We start from the raw sequence: 15,796 nt of genomic DNA, 5'->3' as shown, positions 1-15,796 counted from the left end.
TACGGGTCGCCAAAAGCGTTGCCTTGTTGCCATCTATCCCGAATAAGTTAACCAAAAAATTAAACTTTTCGCCCTGCAAGTCATTGAAAAAGTGTACAAAAAGAAACCGGTTGCTGAAAAGTTGACTGGTTTCTCAACTGTGGAATTATACAGGGGTTCCGTGAGGGAACGGCGTTTCTGAACCGGCGTGATCGTCGGAATAACAGAAAACGGTCGCGCCGGTTCCAGAGATACCCGCACGGACAGGGCAAGCCGGAAATAGAGGCCGGAGCCTTTGTGCATCAGGTGGGGGGACCCCTGCCAGCTTGTTTAGGGTATAGTATCATGACCAATTTCCTGAAGACCTTCGTCGCTGACGAATCGGGCGCCTCGGCGGCCGAATATGCGCTGATCCTTATCGTGGTCGGCATTGCCATTGTTACCGGTGCCGGCATTCTCGCCGACTCGATCGGCGGTGCAATGACGCGCACTGGAGCCTGCATTGACGCTCCGAGCTCCACCACCTGCTAAGACAGGATGGGTTTGGGCGGTCCTAAGCCGGGGCCGCCCATACTGCTTATTTGGGCAGACGCACTGGGGGGTGAAATGGAACGGCGTAATATCATCATCATCGCTGTAGCACTCGTGCTCGGATTGTTCGCGGTCTACCTCACCAATGCCTATTTTTCAGGCGTCGAGGCGCAGCAGGAGCGCGTTGCCGAAGAACAGCAACTGGTTCGTGTCGCGGTCGCCGCGCAGGACCTTGAGTTCGGATCACCGCTGACCACCGATACGGTGCGCCTGGTTAATTGGCCCTCGCAATCGGTCCCGCCTGGCGCGATTACCGACATGAGCAAGTTCGCCGGTACCGACGTTGCCATCCGTCCCATCGCGCAGGGCGAGCCGATCCTGCAATCCCGCATTTCCACCCGCGCCGTGCTGTCCGAGAACATACCGGAAAACATGCGTGCGGTGACCATTCCCGTCAACGAAGTGGCCGGCGTTGCCGGCTTCGTGACTCCGGGCGATGTTGTCGATGTCCTGATGACCCGCACCATCCCGGGCGGCGAGGAAGAAAAAGTTACTTCAGTGGTGCTCGAGAACGTCCAGGTGATCGCAATCGACCGTCGGGCTTCGGAAACCAGCACCGAGCCGCAAGAACTCAAGATGGCGACCTTGCTGACCGACCAGTACAATGCGCAGAAGCTCGCGCTTGCGTCTGAAAGCGGCCGGTTGACCCTCGTCTTGCGCAATGTCGAGAACCAGCTCGTCGGCGGGACGCAGGTCGTGACCACGCGCGATCTTCCGGGTGGGCGGCTGCGCTATACCTCGCGTAGCAGTGCCAGTGCCCCGGCCCGCAGCGGCGGTGCGGTCCCCTATCGTCCATCCGGAACGGCTCCGGCGGGTGCGATTGCGCCCACCCATAGTGGCCCGACCATGACAATCTATCGCGGCACCGAGGGTGCGCGCCAGGAGGTGAACCGTGGCACGAACTGATCTGATCCGCCGCGCGCTTGCCGCTGCGGCCCTGCCGCTGGTGCTGGCTGCGGCCATCCCGGCGACCGCGCAGTCCACCGGCGCCGGCATCCATGCCGGTACGCTGGAGATCCCGGTCAACAAGAGCCAGGTGGTGACGGCCGATCGCCCGATCGCCAAGGCGCTGATCGGCAATGCCGAAATCGCCGATATCGTCGCGCTGACGGAGAACTCGCTCTACGTTCTGGGCAAGGGGATGGGGACTACCAGCCTCACGCTTTACGATGCACGCGGCCGCGTGCTCTCGGTCATGGACGTGTCGGTCGGGCCCGATGCCGAGGCATTCCGCACTCAAGTTGCTCAGCTACTTCCCGGTAGCGACATCGACGCGCATATCTCCGGCGAATCGCTGGTGCTGACCGGCTTGGCCAATGATGTAGGCACCATCGACCGGGCGGTTCGGCTGGCCAGTACCTATGCTGGCGAAAAGGTCGTGAACATGATCTCGCTCGGCAGCAGCCAGCAGGTTATGCTGGAGGTCAAGTTTGCCGAGGTCAGTCGCTCCGTGGGTGAAGACGTCGGTGTTCGTGGTTTCGGTATCGACCGCGGTGGCGACTTCGGTGCCGCCTTCGGCCCAGGCGCTGGACTTACCCCCGGAACTGTTGATGCTCCGGGCGATATCCTTAGCTTCTCCGCAATTCGCGACAGCTTCGGTGTGATCGGCGCGACGTTCAATGCATTGGGTATCGACTTCGACGCCTATCTCAACGTGTTGGAAGAAAAGGGCTTCGCAAAGACCCTGGCAGAACCCACCCTGGTCGCTCTTTCCGGAGAAAAGGCATCGTTCCTCGCTGGCGGTGAGTTCCCGATCCCGGTCGTTCAGTCCGGCGGCGGGGGCGGGACCGGTGACGAGAACGGCTTTGGCCGGGTCAGCATCGAGTTCAAGCCTTTCGGCGTTAGCTTGGGTTTCACCCCGACGGTCCTTGGTGACAACACCATCAACCTCGTCGTCGAACCCGAAGTCAGCTCGATCGATCCAACGGCCTCGATCCAGGTCAATGGTCTTTCGATCCCTGGCCTGCAGACCCGCCGTGCCTCCACCACGCTCGAATTGCGCGACGGTGAAAGCTTCGCCATTGCTGGCCTGTTGCAGCAGGATTTCAAGACCACGGTCAACCAGGTCCCGTTGCTCGGCAGCCTGCCGATCATCGGCGCGCTGTTCCGCTCGACGCAGTTCCAGAAGGGCGAGACCGAACTGCTGATCGTCGTAACGCCGCGACTGGTGAAGCCGATCAAGCCTTCACAGGTTCGCTTGCCTACCGATCGCGTGCGTGATCCGGAAGCGGCGACCACCATCCTTTCGGGTGAATCCTACGATCCGGTGCCGGCTGGTGAACTTGCCGCACCAAAGGAACCCTCAGCCGATCAGGGAGGCGATTATGAATACTGACAAGCTGCTGCGCTGGGCGTTGGTTGCAACCCTTCCCTTGCTGGCTGGCTGCGCCGACAAATCGATTTTCGATGCGCCAGGTGATGCCTCCTTTGGTGAGGCCAATCGCCAGACGATGATGGCGCAGGTCATCAACCCTGAGCCTGAATATGACGGCGAGATGGTGACCAGCGGCGAACACGCCGCCGATGCGGTTGAGCGCTATCGCACCGATACGGTGAAACAGCCCGACAACATCAAGACGACCGATGTCGGAACGGGTTCCGGCCCGAACTGAGGACATGAGAGGCGGACATGAGTTGGTTGCGGAGATTCAGGAGCGATGAAAGCGGGGCCAGCGCCGCGCTTTACGCGCTGGCTCTCCCAGCGCTTGTCGCCGCAGTGGGGATCGGGTTCGACTATGCCCGCGTTGCTGGCATGGATTCCGAGCTTCAGAATGCCGCCGATCAGGCGGCCCTCGCGGGGGCAACCCAGCTAGACCAGCTGAGCGGTTCGATCACCCGGGCCACGGCCGCAGCCCGCAACGGGCTGGCGACCAATGCCACCTTGTTTTCCAACGATGCCGGCGGGGCAACCGTTACGCTAGGTGATGTCGGGACGGGGGTCTTCTTCTACGAGACGCAGGCTGACGCAGAGGCTGGCACCAATCCGGTCGATACGACCGCGGCGGACGCAGATTCCAAGGCTCGCTTCATCCGGGTCAAGGTTGATACGCGCAGGGCGAACTATGCGCTGACACCGGTGGTCGGTGCCTTTTTCGGCGATATCTCTGCCGAAGCTGTGGCGGGTATCGGGTCGGCCGTGTGCCGCATCCCGCCGCTGATGATCTGCAACCCCGACGAGCCGTTGAACAACACGGATGAGGATGTCGATTTCATCGCTGCCAACCATATCGGCCAGGGCCTGTTGGTGGTGCAGCAGGGTTTCTGGGATCCCGGCGCCTTCGGTTTCCTTGACTTGGGCGCAGGTGCGACCGGCGTGGAGCAGGCGCTCGCCTGGGTCTCGCCGACCGGTAATTGCGTACCGGTCAATGGTCCCGAAGTCATCGACGCAGAGATCGAGCCTGGCCTCAAGGCCTCGACACAGGAAGCGATCAACACGCGATTCGATGTTTACGACAGCTGCCCGGCTGGCGGGACCTGCCCGTCTTCGATCAATGCGATCAAGGACGTAACGCATTTGTCGGATACTGCCGGCGTTCCAAACTTCAGCAATGGCAAGGCCTGCACCTATGGCCAGAACGGCGAGAGCAATGGCTGGGCGATGCAGAGCTCCACCTCCGATCGCTACCTGCCGACAGCTGATGCGGCGCTACCAGCCACCACGACACCCATCGCGATGGGCCACCCGCGCGATGTTTGCCACTCGATCGATCCGCGGAGCTGCGGTCGCTTCGGTGACGGCTTCTGGGATCGCGATGCCTATTTTCGTTCACGCTATGGCTGGACGTCTGGGCAGTGGCCAACCAATACCGGCCTGACGCTATCCGGTCCGGCAGGACGACCCAATCGTCCCACTCGCTATGAAGTGTACAAGTGGGAAATCAAGGAGCGCGGCAATACGATCGGTGGAGCCAAGGTCTTGGGTAACATCGTGAATGGCACCCGGACCAACTACGGCACCCCGGTTTGCAGCCCGCACAAGTCCTATGGCTCGGGTTCGGTCCCGGCGGACGATGTGGCCGACCGCCGACGGATGTCCGTGGCGGTGATCAACTGCCATGCCGAGAATGTGCGGGGCAAGAGCGGCCCCTACCGGATTCGTAAATTCATCGACGTGTTTCTCGTCGAACCTAGCCTCAAGCGCGATCGTACAGCGAAAACCGATATCTATATGGAGATCGTCGGGGAATCGGACGCCAGCGCCGTTGGTGAAACAGCAGGGACGGTCATCCGCCGCGATGTTCCGTTTCTTATCAAGTGACCTGGTTGCGCACCCTCGTTCGCCGGCAAGACGGCGCCGCCGCAGCCGAGCTTGCGCTGCTGCTGCCCTTGTTGGTGCTCATGCTGTTCGGTGCGCTGGAAGTATCCTATTACTTCTACAACCAGCACCAGGTGGTGAAGGGCGTGCGCGATGGCGCCCGCTACGCCAGCCGGCAGAGCTTCACTTCGATCAATTGCGATACCGGTTCATCGATCCCTTCGGCGGTTGTCACGGCGATCAAGGAAGTTACGCGGACCGGACGCCCATCGGGTGGATCCTCGCGCGTGCCCGGCTGGGTCAATGCTGATGTCACAGTGGCGGTCATCTGTCCGGGGACAGCAGTGACGACAGGCATCTACACCGGTGAAACGAATGCCCCGGTCATCAGCGTGACCGCGAACGTCGATTACCAATCGCTGTTCGACGGGGTCGGCGTGCTGACCGACAGCTATCAACTCAACGCAACCCAGCAAGCCGCGGTGATGGGCATATGACGGGGCGGACCATCCTTCGCCGCTTCATCGCGGACCAGAGCGGCGGTGTGGCCGAATTCGCCCTGCTGCTGCCGCTGATCATGCTGTTCATGCTGGGCCTCATCGATGCCGGGCGATACGCCTATGATTTCAATCGCGGCGAGAAGGCGACCCAGGTAGGCGCCCGCGTAGCGGTGGTCACCAATCCGCTCGTCACTCAGCTGACCACCTACACTTTCTCGGGTGTCACGGTTGGCGGGGTTCAACTGGGCCAGGGTGACCGCATTCCGCAGGCAGCGCTGGGCACGATTACCTGCACTTCGACCGCGTGCACGTGCACGGTGACACCGTGCCTTGGCGGTACTCTGACGCTCGACACGGCTGCCTTCGCGGTCATGGCGAACCGCGTGAAGCAGATCTGGCCGATGGTCGAGGATGCGGACATCACGGTGGAATATTCGGGGTCCGGGCTCGGTTATGCGGGTAACCCTTCGGGAATGGACATTGCCCCGTTCGTTACGGTTCGGCTGACCAACATGGATTTCACTTCGATATTTCTATTCGGCGGGACCGTAGGGTTCCCCGACTTTCAATATACACTCACAATGGAAGATGGAGCAGGGACGCAATACAACTGAGAGGCATTACATAAAAGATAACATAATAAAAATGCCGAAATAATTGATGGATTACATGGAAGAACTTGGAAAGAAAACTATGGGCCACGGCGAATACATTGCTGATCGAATGAAGGGGGCTGAGTTGCAACTGTCCGCACCGCTTTCGGTTATCGCTTCGCCCGAGCACATCGAGGCGCTCCGATCCTCCAGCGGTGCGGAGTGGCTGGCCGATGCCAACTACATTCCGGTCGGCCCCGGCGAGGCCATTCCTGAGCATCAGCTTGGCCAGTCCGGCATCGTCCTGTTCGAAGTCGACCCGGCGATCCCCGCCAGCATGGACCGTATTCGCCACTTGCATCGCTCCCGCCCGGGAATGCCGCAAATCGTCGCCATGCGCGATGTCGACCTCAAGCTGGTTCGCACGCTGGTACGCGAAGGCGTCGCCGATGTTGTCGAACTCCCCTTCTCTGCGGAAGAGATCCTGCAGACAGTGGTCGCCGTTCTCGAAACGCATCGCGAAGCTACCGTCAGTGAAGTGCGGCTTGCGCCGTTGATTGCGGTGACGCGGGCGCTGGGCGGCTCCGGCGCGACGACGATCGCCAGCCATTTGGCTGCCGATCGGGCCGGGGGCGAGCGACGGGCAAGGGTCTGCATATTCGATCTCGATATCCAGTTCGGCCGACTGGCTGAAGTGCTGGGCCTGACCCCACGGCGGACACTGAGCGACCTGCTCGATGCGGGCAAACGCATGGACGCTTCGCTGCTCCATACCGTCGCTCAGAGTCACCCGAGCGGCCTCGACCTGATCGCGGCGCCCGCCGAAATCATCCCGATCGAGGCTGTGCGCGCTGAAGACCTTGCGCGGGTCATCGACCTTGCCCGCCAGGAATACGACTATGTCGTGCTCGATCTTCCTGCCAGCTTGACCAACTGGTCGCTCGGTATCCTGGCCGGAGCCAGCAGCATTATCATGGTCGTGGAACAGAGCCTTGCCAGCTTGCGGCAGGCCCGGCGGCGGCTCGATCTGTTCCGCAACCTTGGGCTGGACCATCGCCTGGTCTCGATCGTCGTAAATCGGACCGAGAAGAAGCTCTTCAGTTCGATCAATATGGGCGACGTTGAAGAGGCGCTGGGGCGTCCCGTGTTAGCGGGGATTTCGAGCGATCATACAACGCTCAGTTCGGCGCAGGACCAAGGTGTGCTGGCCGGATCCGTCCGCCGGAAGAGTCCGTTCGTGAGCGATATGGAGAAGCTGTCCGAACTCGTTGCGGCTGCGGTAGCGGAGAGCGCGCGATGAAGTGGCAACTGGGCAATCGCGGTGAGCCGAGCACTATCTCGAGCGATGATACGGGTGAACTTCCTGCAGTCGACCTTCCGTTCGAGGTTGATGCGGAGGTCGAGAAACTCCTCACCCTCAAGACCACCATCCATCGTAAACTGCTGGACCGGATCAATCTGAGCATGCTCGAGCGCCTTTCGCGCGAGCAGATCGAGGAAGAGATCGGGGACATCGTACTCGGCTTGCTGATCGAAGAGGACGCGGCGCTCAACGCGGCCGAACGCAAGCGGTTGGTGGGCGAAGTGCTCGACGAACTGCTTGGCCTCGGCCCGCTCGAACCGCTTCTCGCAGACGATACGATTACCGATATCCTGGTGAACGGACATAAGGACGTGTTCGTCGAGCGTTTCGGCCTGCTCGAGCGCGTTTCGACCCGCTTTCAGGATGAACGGCACCTGCTGCGTATCATCCAGAAGATTGTCAGCGCGGTCGGAAGGCGCGTCGACGAGTCATCGCCCTTCGTCGATGCCCGTCTCGCCGATGGCTCGCGTGTCAACGCCATCGTTGCCCCGCTGGCGCTCGACGGTTCGCTGCTTTCGATCCGCAAATTCGCCAAGAAGCGGATCGGGATGGAAAAACTGATCGAGCTGGGCAGTATTCCTGCCGCGGTGGCCGAGGTGCTCTCTGCCATTGTTCGCTCGCGTCGCAATGTCCTGATCTCTGGCGGTACCGGTTCGGGCAAGACGACCCTGCTCAATGCGCTGTCGTCCTATATCGACGGGCGCGAACGCATCGTGACGATCGAGGACTCAGCCGAACTTCAGCTCCAGCAGGAACATGTCGCCCGGCTGGAGACGCGGCCGCCCAATATCGAAGGCAAGGGCGAAGTCACCCAGCGCGACCTGGTGAAGAACGCCCTGCGTATGCGCCCTGACCGCATCATCGTGGGCGAGGTTCGCGCCGGCGAGGCCTTCGACATGTTGCAGGCTATGAATACCGGTCACGACGGGTCGATGACCACGGTTCATGCCAATACGCCGCGCGATTCGCTCGCCCGTGTCGAACAGATGATCGGTATGAGCGGGGTCGAGATCTCGGCGACATCGGCGCGTGCCCAGATTGCCTCCGCAGTCAACGTCGTGATCCAGATCGGTCGCCAAGCTGACGGCCGCCGCCGGCTGCTGAGCCTATCGGAATTGGTCGGCATGGAAGGCCAGACGATCTCGATGCAGGAAATCTTCCGCTTCAAGATGGAAGGGCGCGGCGAGAACGGTGAAGTTCTGGGGCGGCATGAAGCCACCGGCATCCGCCCCAAGTTCCTCGACAACGCAGCCGAGCACGGCATTGCCTTGTCTCCCGAACTGTTCCGCCCGAACCTCGATCTGGGGAGGGTCTGATGCTGTCGGGTGACCTCACGCGCCTCCTCATCCTGCTGGCGGTCTTTGCCTCGATCTTCCTCGCTTCGCAGCTTTTCCTGCGGGTTGCAGTGGAAGGGCGCGCCCATATCGGGGCGGTCAACAAGCGGCTGAAACTGATTGCGACAGGACATAAGCGCGAAGAGATCATCGGTGCTCTGCGCAAACACGATCCGATGGCGACCTCGATCAACCTCGGGATTTTCGGGGGTCTATACAGGTCCTTCCAGCGCAATTTGCTGATGGCAGCCGTGCCCTTCGGTTTCGCACAAATCCTGCTGGGCATTGCTGCGCTGTTCGCGCTGGTGATGCTGGTAGTCACCATGCTGGCATTGTCGTCAGGCTATACGCTTACCCTCGGGGTGATCCAGCTGATCATCGCCGTTGCGCTTGCATCGGCGGTGGGTCTGCCGGTCCTCGCGGTAAGTTTCCTCGCGCAGCGGCGACGCAAGACGATGCAGGAACAATTTCCGGTGGCGCTCGACGTCTTCGTCCGCGCCCTGCGGGCCGGGCACCCCGTCTCATCCGCGATCGAACTGCTCACCCAGGAAATGAACGATCCGATCGGAACCGAGTTCGGCCTCATCGCGGATGAAATATCCTACGGTGCGGACCTGAACGAAGCGCTTGACGACATGGCGGAGCGCTGGGACCTCGACGATCTGCGCATGTTCAGCGTGTCGCTCTCGGTCCAGAATGAGACCGGAGGCAATCTGGCCGAGATTCTCGACAGCCTGTCGAGGGTCATCCGCGAGCGGGCCAGCCTCTATCTAAAGGTTCGCGCGCTCAGTTCGGAAGGCCGCATGACCGGGTGGCTGTTGACTGGACTTCCGGTGCTGACCTTCGTGATCCTGTTTTCGATGAATCCCCAATTCTACCTCGAGGTGGCGGGGGACCCGATCTTCATGATCGGATTCCCGACGATGATCCTGTGGTTCTTCATCGGTGTCTTCTGGATCAAGAATCTCGTGAATCTGAAGGTGTGAGATGCTGAACTTTCTTGTCACCAACCAGCTGGCTAGATTGTCGCTCCTCGCGCTTGTCTTTGCACTGGTCATCTTCGCCGTGATCAGCGTGGGGCGGATTTCGGCCCGTCGCATCGAGACCCGCCAGAATATCCAGCAGATTGCCGGGGGTGGCATCAAGCGCCGCGATACGCTGCAGGATAAGCGGACCAGTGCCTGGACCGAATTGGCAGACCGGCTCGAACGGGCTGGTTTGAATCTTTCCGATACCCAGGGCGATGTGCTGCGCGAGAAGCTGCTGGCAGCAGGTTATACGTCACCCGCCGCGCCCAAGATATTCACCCTTGTACGACTGGTTCTGATCTTTGCGCTCCCGCTCAGCCTGCTTGGCTACATGCAACTGGTTGGATCGGAACTTAGTGGGACCAAGCTCTATCTTTACGGCTCTCTGGCCGCTCTGCTTGGGCTGTATCTTCCCAATCTGATCGTCGCCGCAAAGGCCGATCGCAGGCGTGAAGCGATAACCAATGGATTTCCCGATTGCCTGGACCTGATGCTGGTTTGCGTCGAAGCGGGGCTGGGGCTTGAGGCGTCGATGGACCGTGTCGGTCGCGAGATGGTGCAATCGCATCCGTTGATTGCGGGCATCCTGCTCGAAGTGACCCTGCAGCTGCGCGCTGGCGCGCGGCGCGAAGACGCCTTGCGGCGGATGGGCGAAAAGAGCGGGGTGACCGAGATCAAGAGCTTCGCGACACTGCTGATCCAGTCCGACAAGCTTGGCACCAGCGTTTCGGATACGCTCAGGGTCTACTCGGCTGAAATGCGCGAGAAGCGCAGGATGCGCGCGGAAGAGCGCGCCCACCGCTTGCCGGTGCTTATCTCCATTCCCCTCGTCGTGAACATGCTGCCGACCATGATCGGCGTGTTGATGATGCCTGGGATTATCAGGGTCATTCGCGAACTCTTGCCTGCAATGGGAGGAAACTGACCATGCTTGAATTCAGGAAAATCTTGGTGGTGGCCACGATGGCCGCAGCCGTGGCCGGATGTCAGTCATCGCCTTGGCATGGCCGCTTCATGTCCAGGTCGGATGCACCCACGCTGCGAGGTAAGGATGCAGGCCCGTTGCAGCTCGAGGAAGGGCGGCAATACCTGCGTGAGGGCAATATATCGCGCGCCGTTGCCGCATTCCAGCTGGCGCGGCTGGATAGCGACAGCGCCGCCGAAGCCAATAACGGGCTGGCAGTGGCCTATGCCAAGCTGGGCCGCCCTGATCTGGCGGAACGCTATTTCCGGACCGCGATCCTGCTGCAGCCCGACGATACACGCTACGTCGCCAATCTCCTGCGCCTGCAAGGCCAGGTGCTGATGGCGCGGCAAAGGACCGCGACCGCCAAGCTTGCGTCGGCTGCGGCCGCCCCTGATGCGGCTCCTGGCCCAAGGGCCCCGGTCGCTATCGATCGTGTCCATCGCGTCTCTGCGGGTGAATTCCGCATCCAGACGGCTGAACCGGTGCAGGCGCCGACCATGAAGGTCGAATACCGCCAGGCCGCCGTCGCTCCGGCCCCGATCGATGACCAGGCGGACACGCCAAAGGCACCAGAAATTGCCATGGCGACTGCGCCGGCTTCGCGATCCTTTGAGGTGGTATTCGCCCCGTGGCTGCAGAAATAGCGCTGGCCCTGGCGGCCGCGCTTGGGTTGATCGGCGCCGTCTGGGACCTTCGGACCCGCCGCATCCCGAACTGGCTGGTATTGGCGATGGCAGTTGCGGCGGCCGCTGCGGCTGCCCTCGGCCCGGATTGGACCCTAGTTGGGTCAACCGCGATCCATGCGCTTATCGCCCTGCTTGTCGGCATGCTTCTTTTTGCCGTGCGGATGATCGGTGCAGGCGATGCGAAATTCTATGCCGCTGCTGCGTTTGCGATCCCGTTGGACCGGGCATTGCCAATGCTCGGTTGAGCGGCCTCGTGATGGTGGCCCTGATGACCATCTGGTACCGCGGTTTCAAACTGGTCCGAGATGGCAAAAGGCAGAGCTGGACCTTGCCCTATGCGGTCCCGATCTTTTGCGGATTCCTCGCCGAGTCGTGGCCCAGAATCGCCTCCATTTTGTGATGATTGCTCCCACGGTTTCCTTTTGATCGACCGATATCCGGGCAACCGAGGTCACTATTGGGCGACTAGTCCAGCCTTGGGACACCTCGGAAATTCCCCTCACACCCTCGTAAAAGACGCGTTTACAGCGTGTTGCATCGAGATCGTCGACTCTGTGGATGGTTGCTTAAAAGAATCCCTAAACGGTTAATTCTATTGCAACCATACCAGATCGCTGATTTCATTGTGAGAACGAATCATCGCAAGTCGGGAACGTCCCGACCTTGCGAAGTGAACCGGAACGGGCCGCGAAGCACTGGATCGAAGAAGGATTGCGCCCGATTGGTTTCGGGCGAAGCTTCGGTGTTTTCGGTGTTTCGCGTGCGGCATCGACATCGTCGGTGTCCCTCCGTTTCGTGCGGAGGGACTTGTAATGATGGACTACACTGGTCGCGGCATCTCGGAAGATGGCCAGGAAAACCACGACGAACTGTCCAGTGAGCTGGGCCGGGGCCCCCTTGTCGCCATGGCGCAAGCGGGCCTTGCCGCCGAGCAGACCCAGATCGTCGGGCCGGACAATGTCGTCCGTCTCCCTGCAGGTGTTTCGCTCGATGCGCTTGCGGTCGATGGTCGAGACCTCATCATCACGCTCGAAGATGGCTCGGTTATCCGCATTCCGGATGGCGCGATCATCGTCCCGCAATTCGAAGTCGATGGCGTCAGCGTCCCGCCGCAAAACATTGCGGCACTCCTGACGGGCAGCGAGCCCGAACCCGCCGCCGGCAGCGTGCAGAGCTCGGGTGGCAATTTCGCCGGCGATGTTGGCGATATCCAGGACGCCTACGCGCTCGGCGACCTGCTTCCTTACACCGAGCTTTCCTTCCCCGAGACCCGTGAAGAGGAAATCTTCCCCGGTGTGGTCAACGACCCACCGGTGATCGTGATTGTAACGCCGGACAATCCGGCCGGCGCGATCGCCGCGATCGCATCGGTCGATGAAGCGGGCCTGCCCGCGCGTACAGTCGATGGTATTGCCGAATCCGCTGGTACCGCTTCGGAAACCGATGTCGAAACCACCACCGGTACGATCGTATTCGACGCGCCTGATGGTGCCGCTGCGGTGCTGATCAACGATGTTGCAATCACCGCCATCGGCCAGACCTTCGTCTCGCCCTTCGGCACGCTGACGATCACCAGCATCGATCTCGCCGGTGGACGGATCGGTTTCAGCTACACGCTCGCCGACAACCTGTTGGGCGAAACGGTCGATGGCTTCTTCACGATGACCATCGTCGACACCGATGGCGATCGGGCTTCGGCGACGCTCCAGATCGAAGTCATCAACGATACGCCGATCGCGCGCGACGATTCCGCGGCGCAAGACTCGGAATCCGCCCCGGTCACGGTCGATGTCTTCGCCAATGACACGCCCGGTGCCGATGGCGTCGCCCTTTCGACGATCCAGTTCGTCGACGGCACTCTCAGCGGCACTGGCACCCTGGTGAACAATGGTGACGGGACCTTCACCTACACGCCCGGACCGGGCGAAGAAGGCAATGTCACTTTCGACTACACCATTACCGATGGCGATAACGACACTGCTCGTGCGACGGTCACCATCTCGCTTGTCCCCGATACGGTTCCGACCGGTGGCTTGGTTACGGCTACGGTGGACGATGACGGCCTGGTCGGCGGCAATCCCAATTCGACCACTGGCGATCTCGACGCCAATGTCGGCGACGACGCGGCTGACACCAGCGAAGCCAGCTTCACCGGCACCCTCGCCTTCAACGTAGGCGTCGACGCGCCCGCATCGGTGGCCTTCGATCCGGCGCTCAATGGCGCGACGGCAACCATCGGTACCGAGCAGGTCACCTATTCGCTTGCAGGCAACGTCCTGACGGCGACCGGCCCGCGCGGCGTGCTGTTCACGGTCGAACTGACCAATGCCGCCACCGGCGAATACCAGGTTACCCTGGTCGACAACGTACTGCATGCTGGCGGCCCGAACGACGAAGCGATCGACGCCACCACCGCGATCGGCTTCATCGTGACCGACAGCGATGGGGATAGCGTCGCGACCACGCTCAATATCGTGTTCGACGATGACGCCCCGACCGCCTTCGACAATGTCGCAAGCGTCGAAGAAGGCGGTACCGTTGGCGGCAACCTGCTGTCCGATGGAACGGATGATGTTCCCGGCGCCGATGGCTTTGCCGGAATCATCGGCCTCACCAGCATCAACACCGAAAGCGGGACCACCACCGTCGTCGACGGCAATCTGGTGATCCAGGGCCAGTATGGCACGCTGACCGTGAACGCCACGACCGGCGTCTACAGCTATGTCTCGACGCCCAATTCGACCAATACCGATGCGACCGACACCTTCACCTACACGATCGTCGATGGTGACGGTGATACGTCGACCGCGACCCTGACGGTCGGCATCGACAACGTTGCCGGCAACGTCAGCGATAACGACGCGCTGGTCAACGAAGCAGGTCTGCCCGGCGGTAGCGATTCCGCCAGCAACAGCGAAATCGCCAACGGCCAGATCACCGTGTCGGATGCCGTCGGACCTTTCGTCTATACTCTCACCGGCTCGAGCGACGGTACCTACGGGACCCTGGTCCTCAACGAAGATACCGGTGCCTACACCTATACGCTCGATACCCCGTTCACCGACGGCGATACGGGTGAGAATTCGCGCAATGTGGTGAATGGTGCCGACAGTTTCGCCTATGAAGTCCATGATACCGCAGGCAATCTGATCGGCTCCGGCACGATCAACGTCAGCATTATCGACGATATTCCCGACGCAGTCGACGAACTCGCACTCGCTGTCGTAGAGGGTGACCCGACGGGTCTTTCCGGCAATGTCATCGACAACGACGTCGAAGGCGCCGACGGTGCCAGCGTCACGTCGGTCAATATCGACGGCACGGATTATCCGGTCGCTGCGGCAGGTACGACTTCGGTCATGACCGCCAACGGCACCTATACTTTCGATGCGCTTGGCAACTGGACCTTTGCTCCGTCTGCCGGGCTGGATCAGACCAATGGTCCGATCGATGCGTCGTTCACCTATACGCTGACCGATACCGATGATGATTTCGATACGGCGAAGCAGCCGATCACCATCAACGACGGTAAGGATCCGTCGGCAGGTGACCCGATCAGCCTGACTGTCGACGACGAGAACCTTGCAGACGGCTCGGACCCGGCGACCCCGGTCACCGATGCCGCTTCGATCGTCTTCACCGAAGGGTCAGATCCGATCGTCTCGATCATCTTCGACGACACTCCGACCGCGCTCGACAATCTGGGCGGAGGCCTGACCTGGGAACGTGTTTCGGACACACAGATCGTCGGCCGCAGCGGTGCCGACACGATCGTTACACTCGATCTCTCGGTGGTCGGTACCACGGCGACTGTCACCGTCACCCTGAACGACAACTATGCGCTTCACCCCAATCTTGGCGATGATCTCGCCGCGCTGGGCTCGGTGCTTGTCGTTGCGACCGATCTCGATGGCGACCAGGCGTCGTCGTCGGTATCCGTCAGCGTATCCGACGATCTTCCGACCGCGAACGCGGGTGTCGAGCTGACCGGTTCGGTTGACGAGGATGCGCTTCCTGGCGGCATCGAAGGCGGCCCTGGCGATATCGACGGTGGCGCGGGTACGGTTGGCCTGACCACGGGTGGCAGCGTTGCGACGCTGTTCAACTCGGGTGCGGACAGCCCGCTGACCTATGCGTTCGAGACGGCGGCCTCGACCCAGACCTACCTGACCGGCCTTGGGCTGACCTCGGGCGGTGTGGCGCTGAGCTATGTGGTGAGCGCAGGCTCGATCGTGGCGACCGCTGGCGGCAGCCCGGTGTTCACGATGACGCTGAGCTCGACGGGCACCTGGCAGTTCACGCTGGAAGGCGTGCTCGACCATGCCGGCGACGACAGCGAAGACGACATCGACATCGACTTCGGTAACCTGGTGGTTGCGACCGACGACGACGGCGACAGCGTGACCGGCACGGGCTCGCTGGTGGTGACGGTCGACGACGACACGCCGACCGCGAACGCGGGTGTCGAGCTGACCGGTTCGGTTGACGAGGATGCGCTTC

General features: G+C 61.3%; 14 protein-coding genes. All 14 read left to right on the top strand.

All coding sequences use genetic code 11. From position 1 onward, the window contains the following. Window positions 1-324 precede the first annotated feature (324 nt). Window positions 325-510, top strand: coding sequence for a Flp family type IVb pilin (locus tag AAFM29_RS11750; protein ID WP_341712987.1), 186 nt, complete (start codon window positions 325-327; stop codon window positions 508-510). Between the two features lie 75 nt (window positions 511-585). Beyond that, complete coding sequence (gene cpaB, locus AAFM29_RS11745; protein WP_341712986.1) at window positions 586-1,476, top strand: Flp pilus assembly protein CpaB; 891 nt, start codon at window positions 586-588, stop codon at window positions 1,474-1,476. Next, a complete protein-coding gene (locus AAFM29_RS11740; RefSeq protein WP_341712985.1) occupies window positions 1,463-2,905 on the top strand; it encodes a type II and III secretion system protein family protein in 1,443 nt (480 codons plus the stop codon). The genes cpaB and AAFM29_RS11740 overlap by 14 nt, the downstream gene beginning before the upstream one ends. Next, window positions 2,895-3,182: a hypothetical protein gene (locus tag AAFM29_RS11735; RefSeq protein ID WP_341712984.1), complete on the top strand. Its 288-nt coding sequence runs from the start codon at window positions 2,895-2,897 to the stop codon at window positions 3,180-3,182. Before AAFM29_RS11740 ends, AAFM29_RS11735 begins: the two co-directional genes overlap by 11 nt. Before the next feature lie 26 nt (window positions 3,183-3,208). Then, window positions 3,209-4,828 carry a pilus assembly protein TadG-related protein gene (locus AAFM29_RS11730; protein WP_341712983.1) on the top strand — a complete coding sequence of 540 codons (1,620 nt, stop codon included), beginning with the start codon at window positions 3,209-3,211 and terminating at the stop codon, window positions 4,826-4,828. After that, on the top strand, window positions 4,825-5,322 hold the full coding sequence (locus tag AAFM29_RS11725) for a TadE/TadG family type IV pilus assembly protein (protein ID WP_341712982.1): 498 nt from the start codon (window positions 4,825-4,827) through the stop codon (window positions 5,320-5,322). The genes AAFM29_RS11730 and AAFM29_RS11725 overlap by 4 nt, the downstream gene beginning before the upstream one ends. After that, complete coding sequence (locus AAFM29_RS11720) at window positions 5,319-5,939, top strand: TadE/TadG family type IV pilus assembly protein (protein WP_341712981.1); 621 nt, start codon at window positions 5,319-5,321, stop codon at window positions 5,937-5,939. Before AAFM29_RS11725 ends, AAFM29_RS11720 begins: the two co-directional genes overlap by 4 nt. Before the next feature lie 109 nt (window positions 5,940-6,048). Next, complete coding sequence (locus AAFM29_RS11715) at window positions 6,049-7,218, top strand: AAA family ATPase (RefSeq protein ID WP_341712980.1); 1,170 nt, start codon at window positions 6,049-6,051, stop codon at window positions 7,216-7,218. A gap of 164 nt (window positions 7,219-7,382) precedes the next feature. Next, window positions 7,383-8,597, top strand: a complete 1,215-nt coding sequence (locus tag AAFM29_RS11710) for a CpaF family protein (protein WP_341712993.1) — start codon at window positions 7,383-7,385, stop codon at window positions 8,595-8,597. Beyond that, on the top strand, window positions 8,597-9,601 hold the full coding sequence (locus tag AAFM29_RS11705) for a type II secretion system F family protein (protein WP_341712979.1): 1,005 nt from the start codon (window positions 8,597-8,599) through the stop codon (window positions 9,599-9,601). Before AAFM29_RS11710 ends, AAFM29_RS11705 begins: the two co-directional genes overlap by 1 nt. 1 nt (window position 9,602) lies before the next feature. Then, a complete protein-coding gene (locus AAFM29_RS11700) occupies window positions 9,603-10,568 on the top strand; it encodes a type II secretion system F family protein (RefSeq protein WP_341712978.1) in 966 nt (321 codons plus the stop codon). A gap of 2 nt (window positions 10,569-10,570) precedes the next feature. Then, window positions 10,571-11,254, top strand: a complete 684-nt coding sequence (locus AAFM29_RS11695) for a tetratricopeptide repeat protein (RefSeq protein ID WP_341712977.1) — start codon at window positions 10,571-10,573, stop codon at window positions 11,252-11,254. Then, window positions 11,239-11,541 carry a prepilin peptidase gene (locus AAFM29_RS11690; protein WP_341712976.1) on the top strand — a complete coding sequence of 101 codons (303 nt, stop codon included), beginning with the start codon at window positions 11,239-11,241 and terminating at the stop codon, window positions 11,539-11,541. The genes AAFM29_RS11695 and AAFM29_RS11690 overlap by 16 nt, the downstream gene beginning before the upstream one ends. A gap of 570 nt (window positions 11,542-12,111) precedes the next feature. Beyond that, the coding region (locus AAFM29_RS11685) for an Ig-like domain-containing protein (RefSeq protein ID WP_341712975.1) at window positions 12,112-15,796 on the top strand (3,685 nt) is incomplete at its 3' end.

The sequence above is a fragment of the Erythrobacter sp. genome (assembly GCF_038133525.1).
GTDB lineage: Bacteria > Pseudomonadota > Alphaproteobacteria > Sphingomonadales > Sphingomonadaceae > Qipengyuania.
The sequence above is the reverse complement of the archived record's forward strand: the minus strand, read 5'-3'. Positions and strand labels throughout refer to the sequence as shown.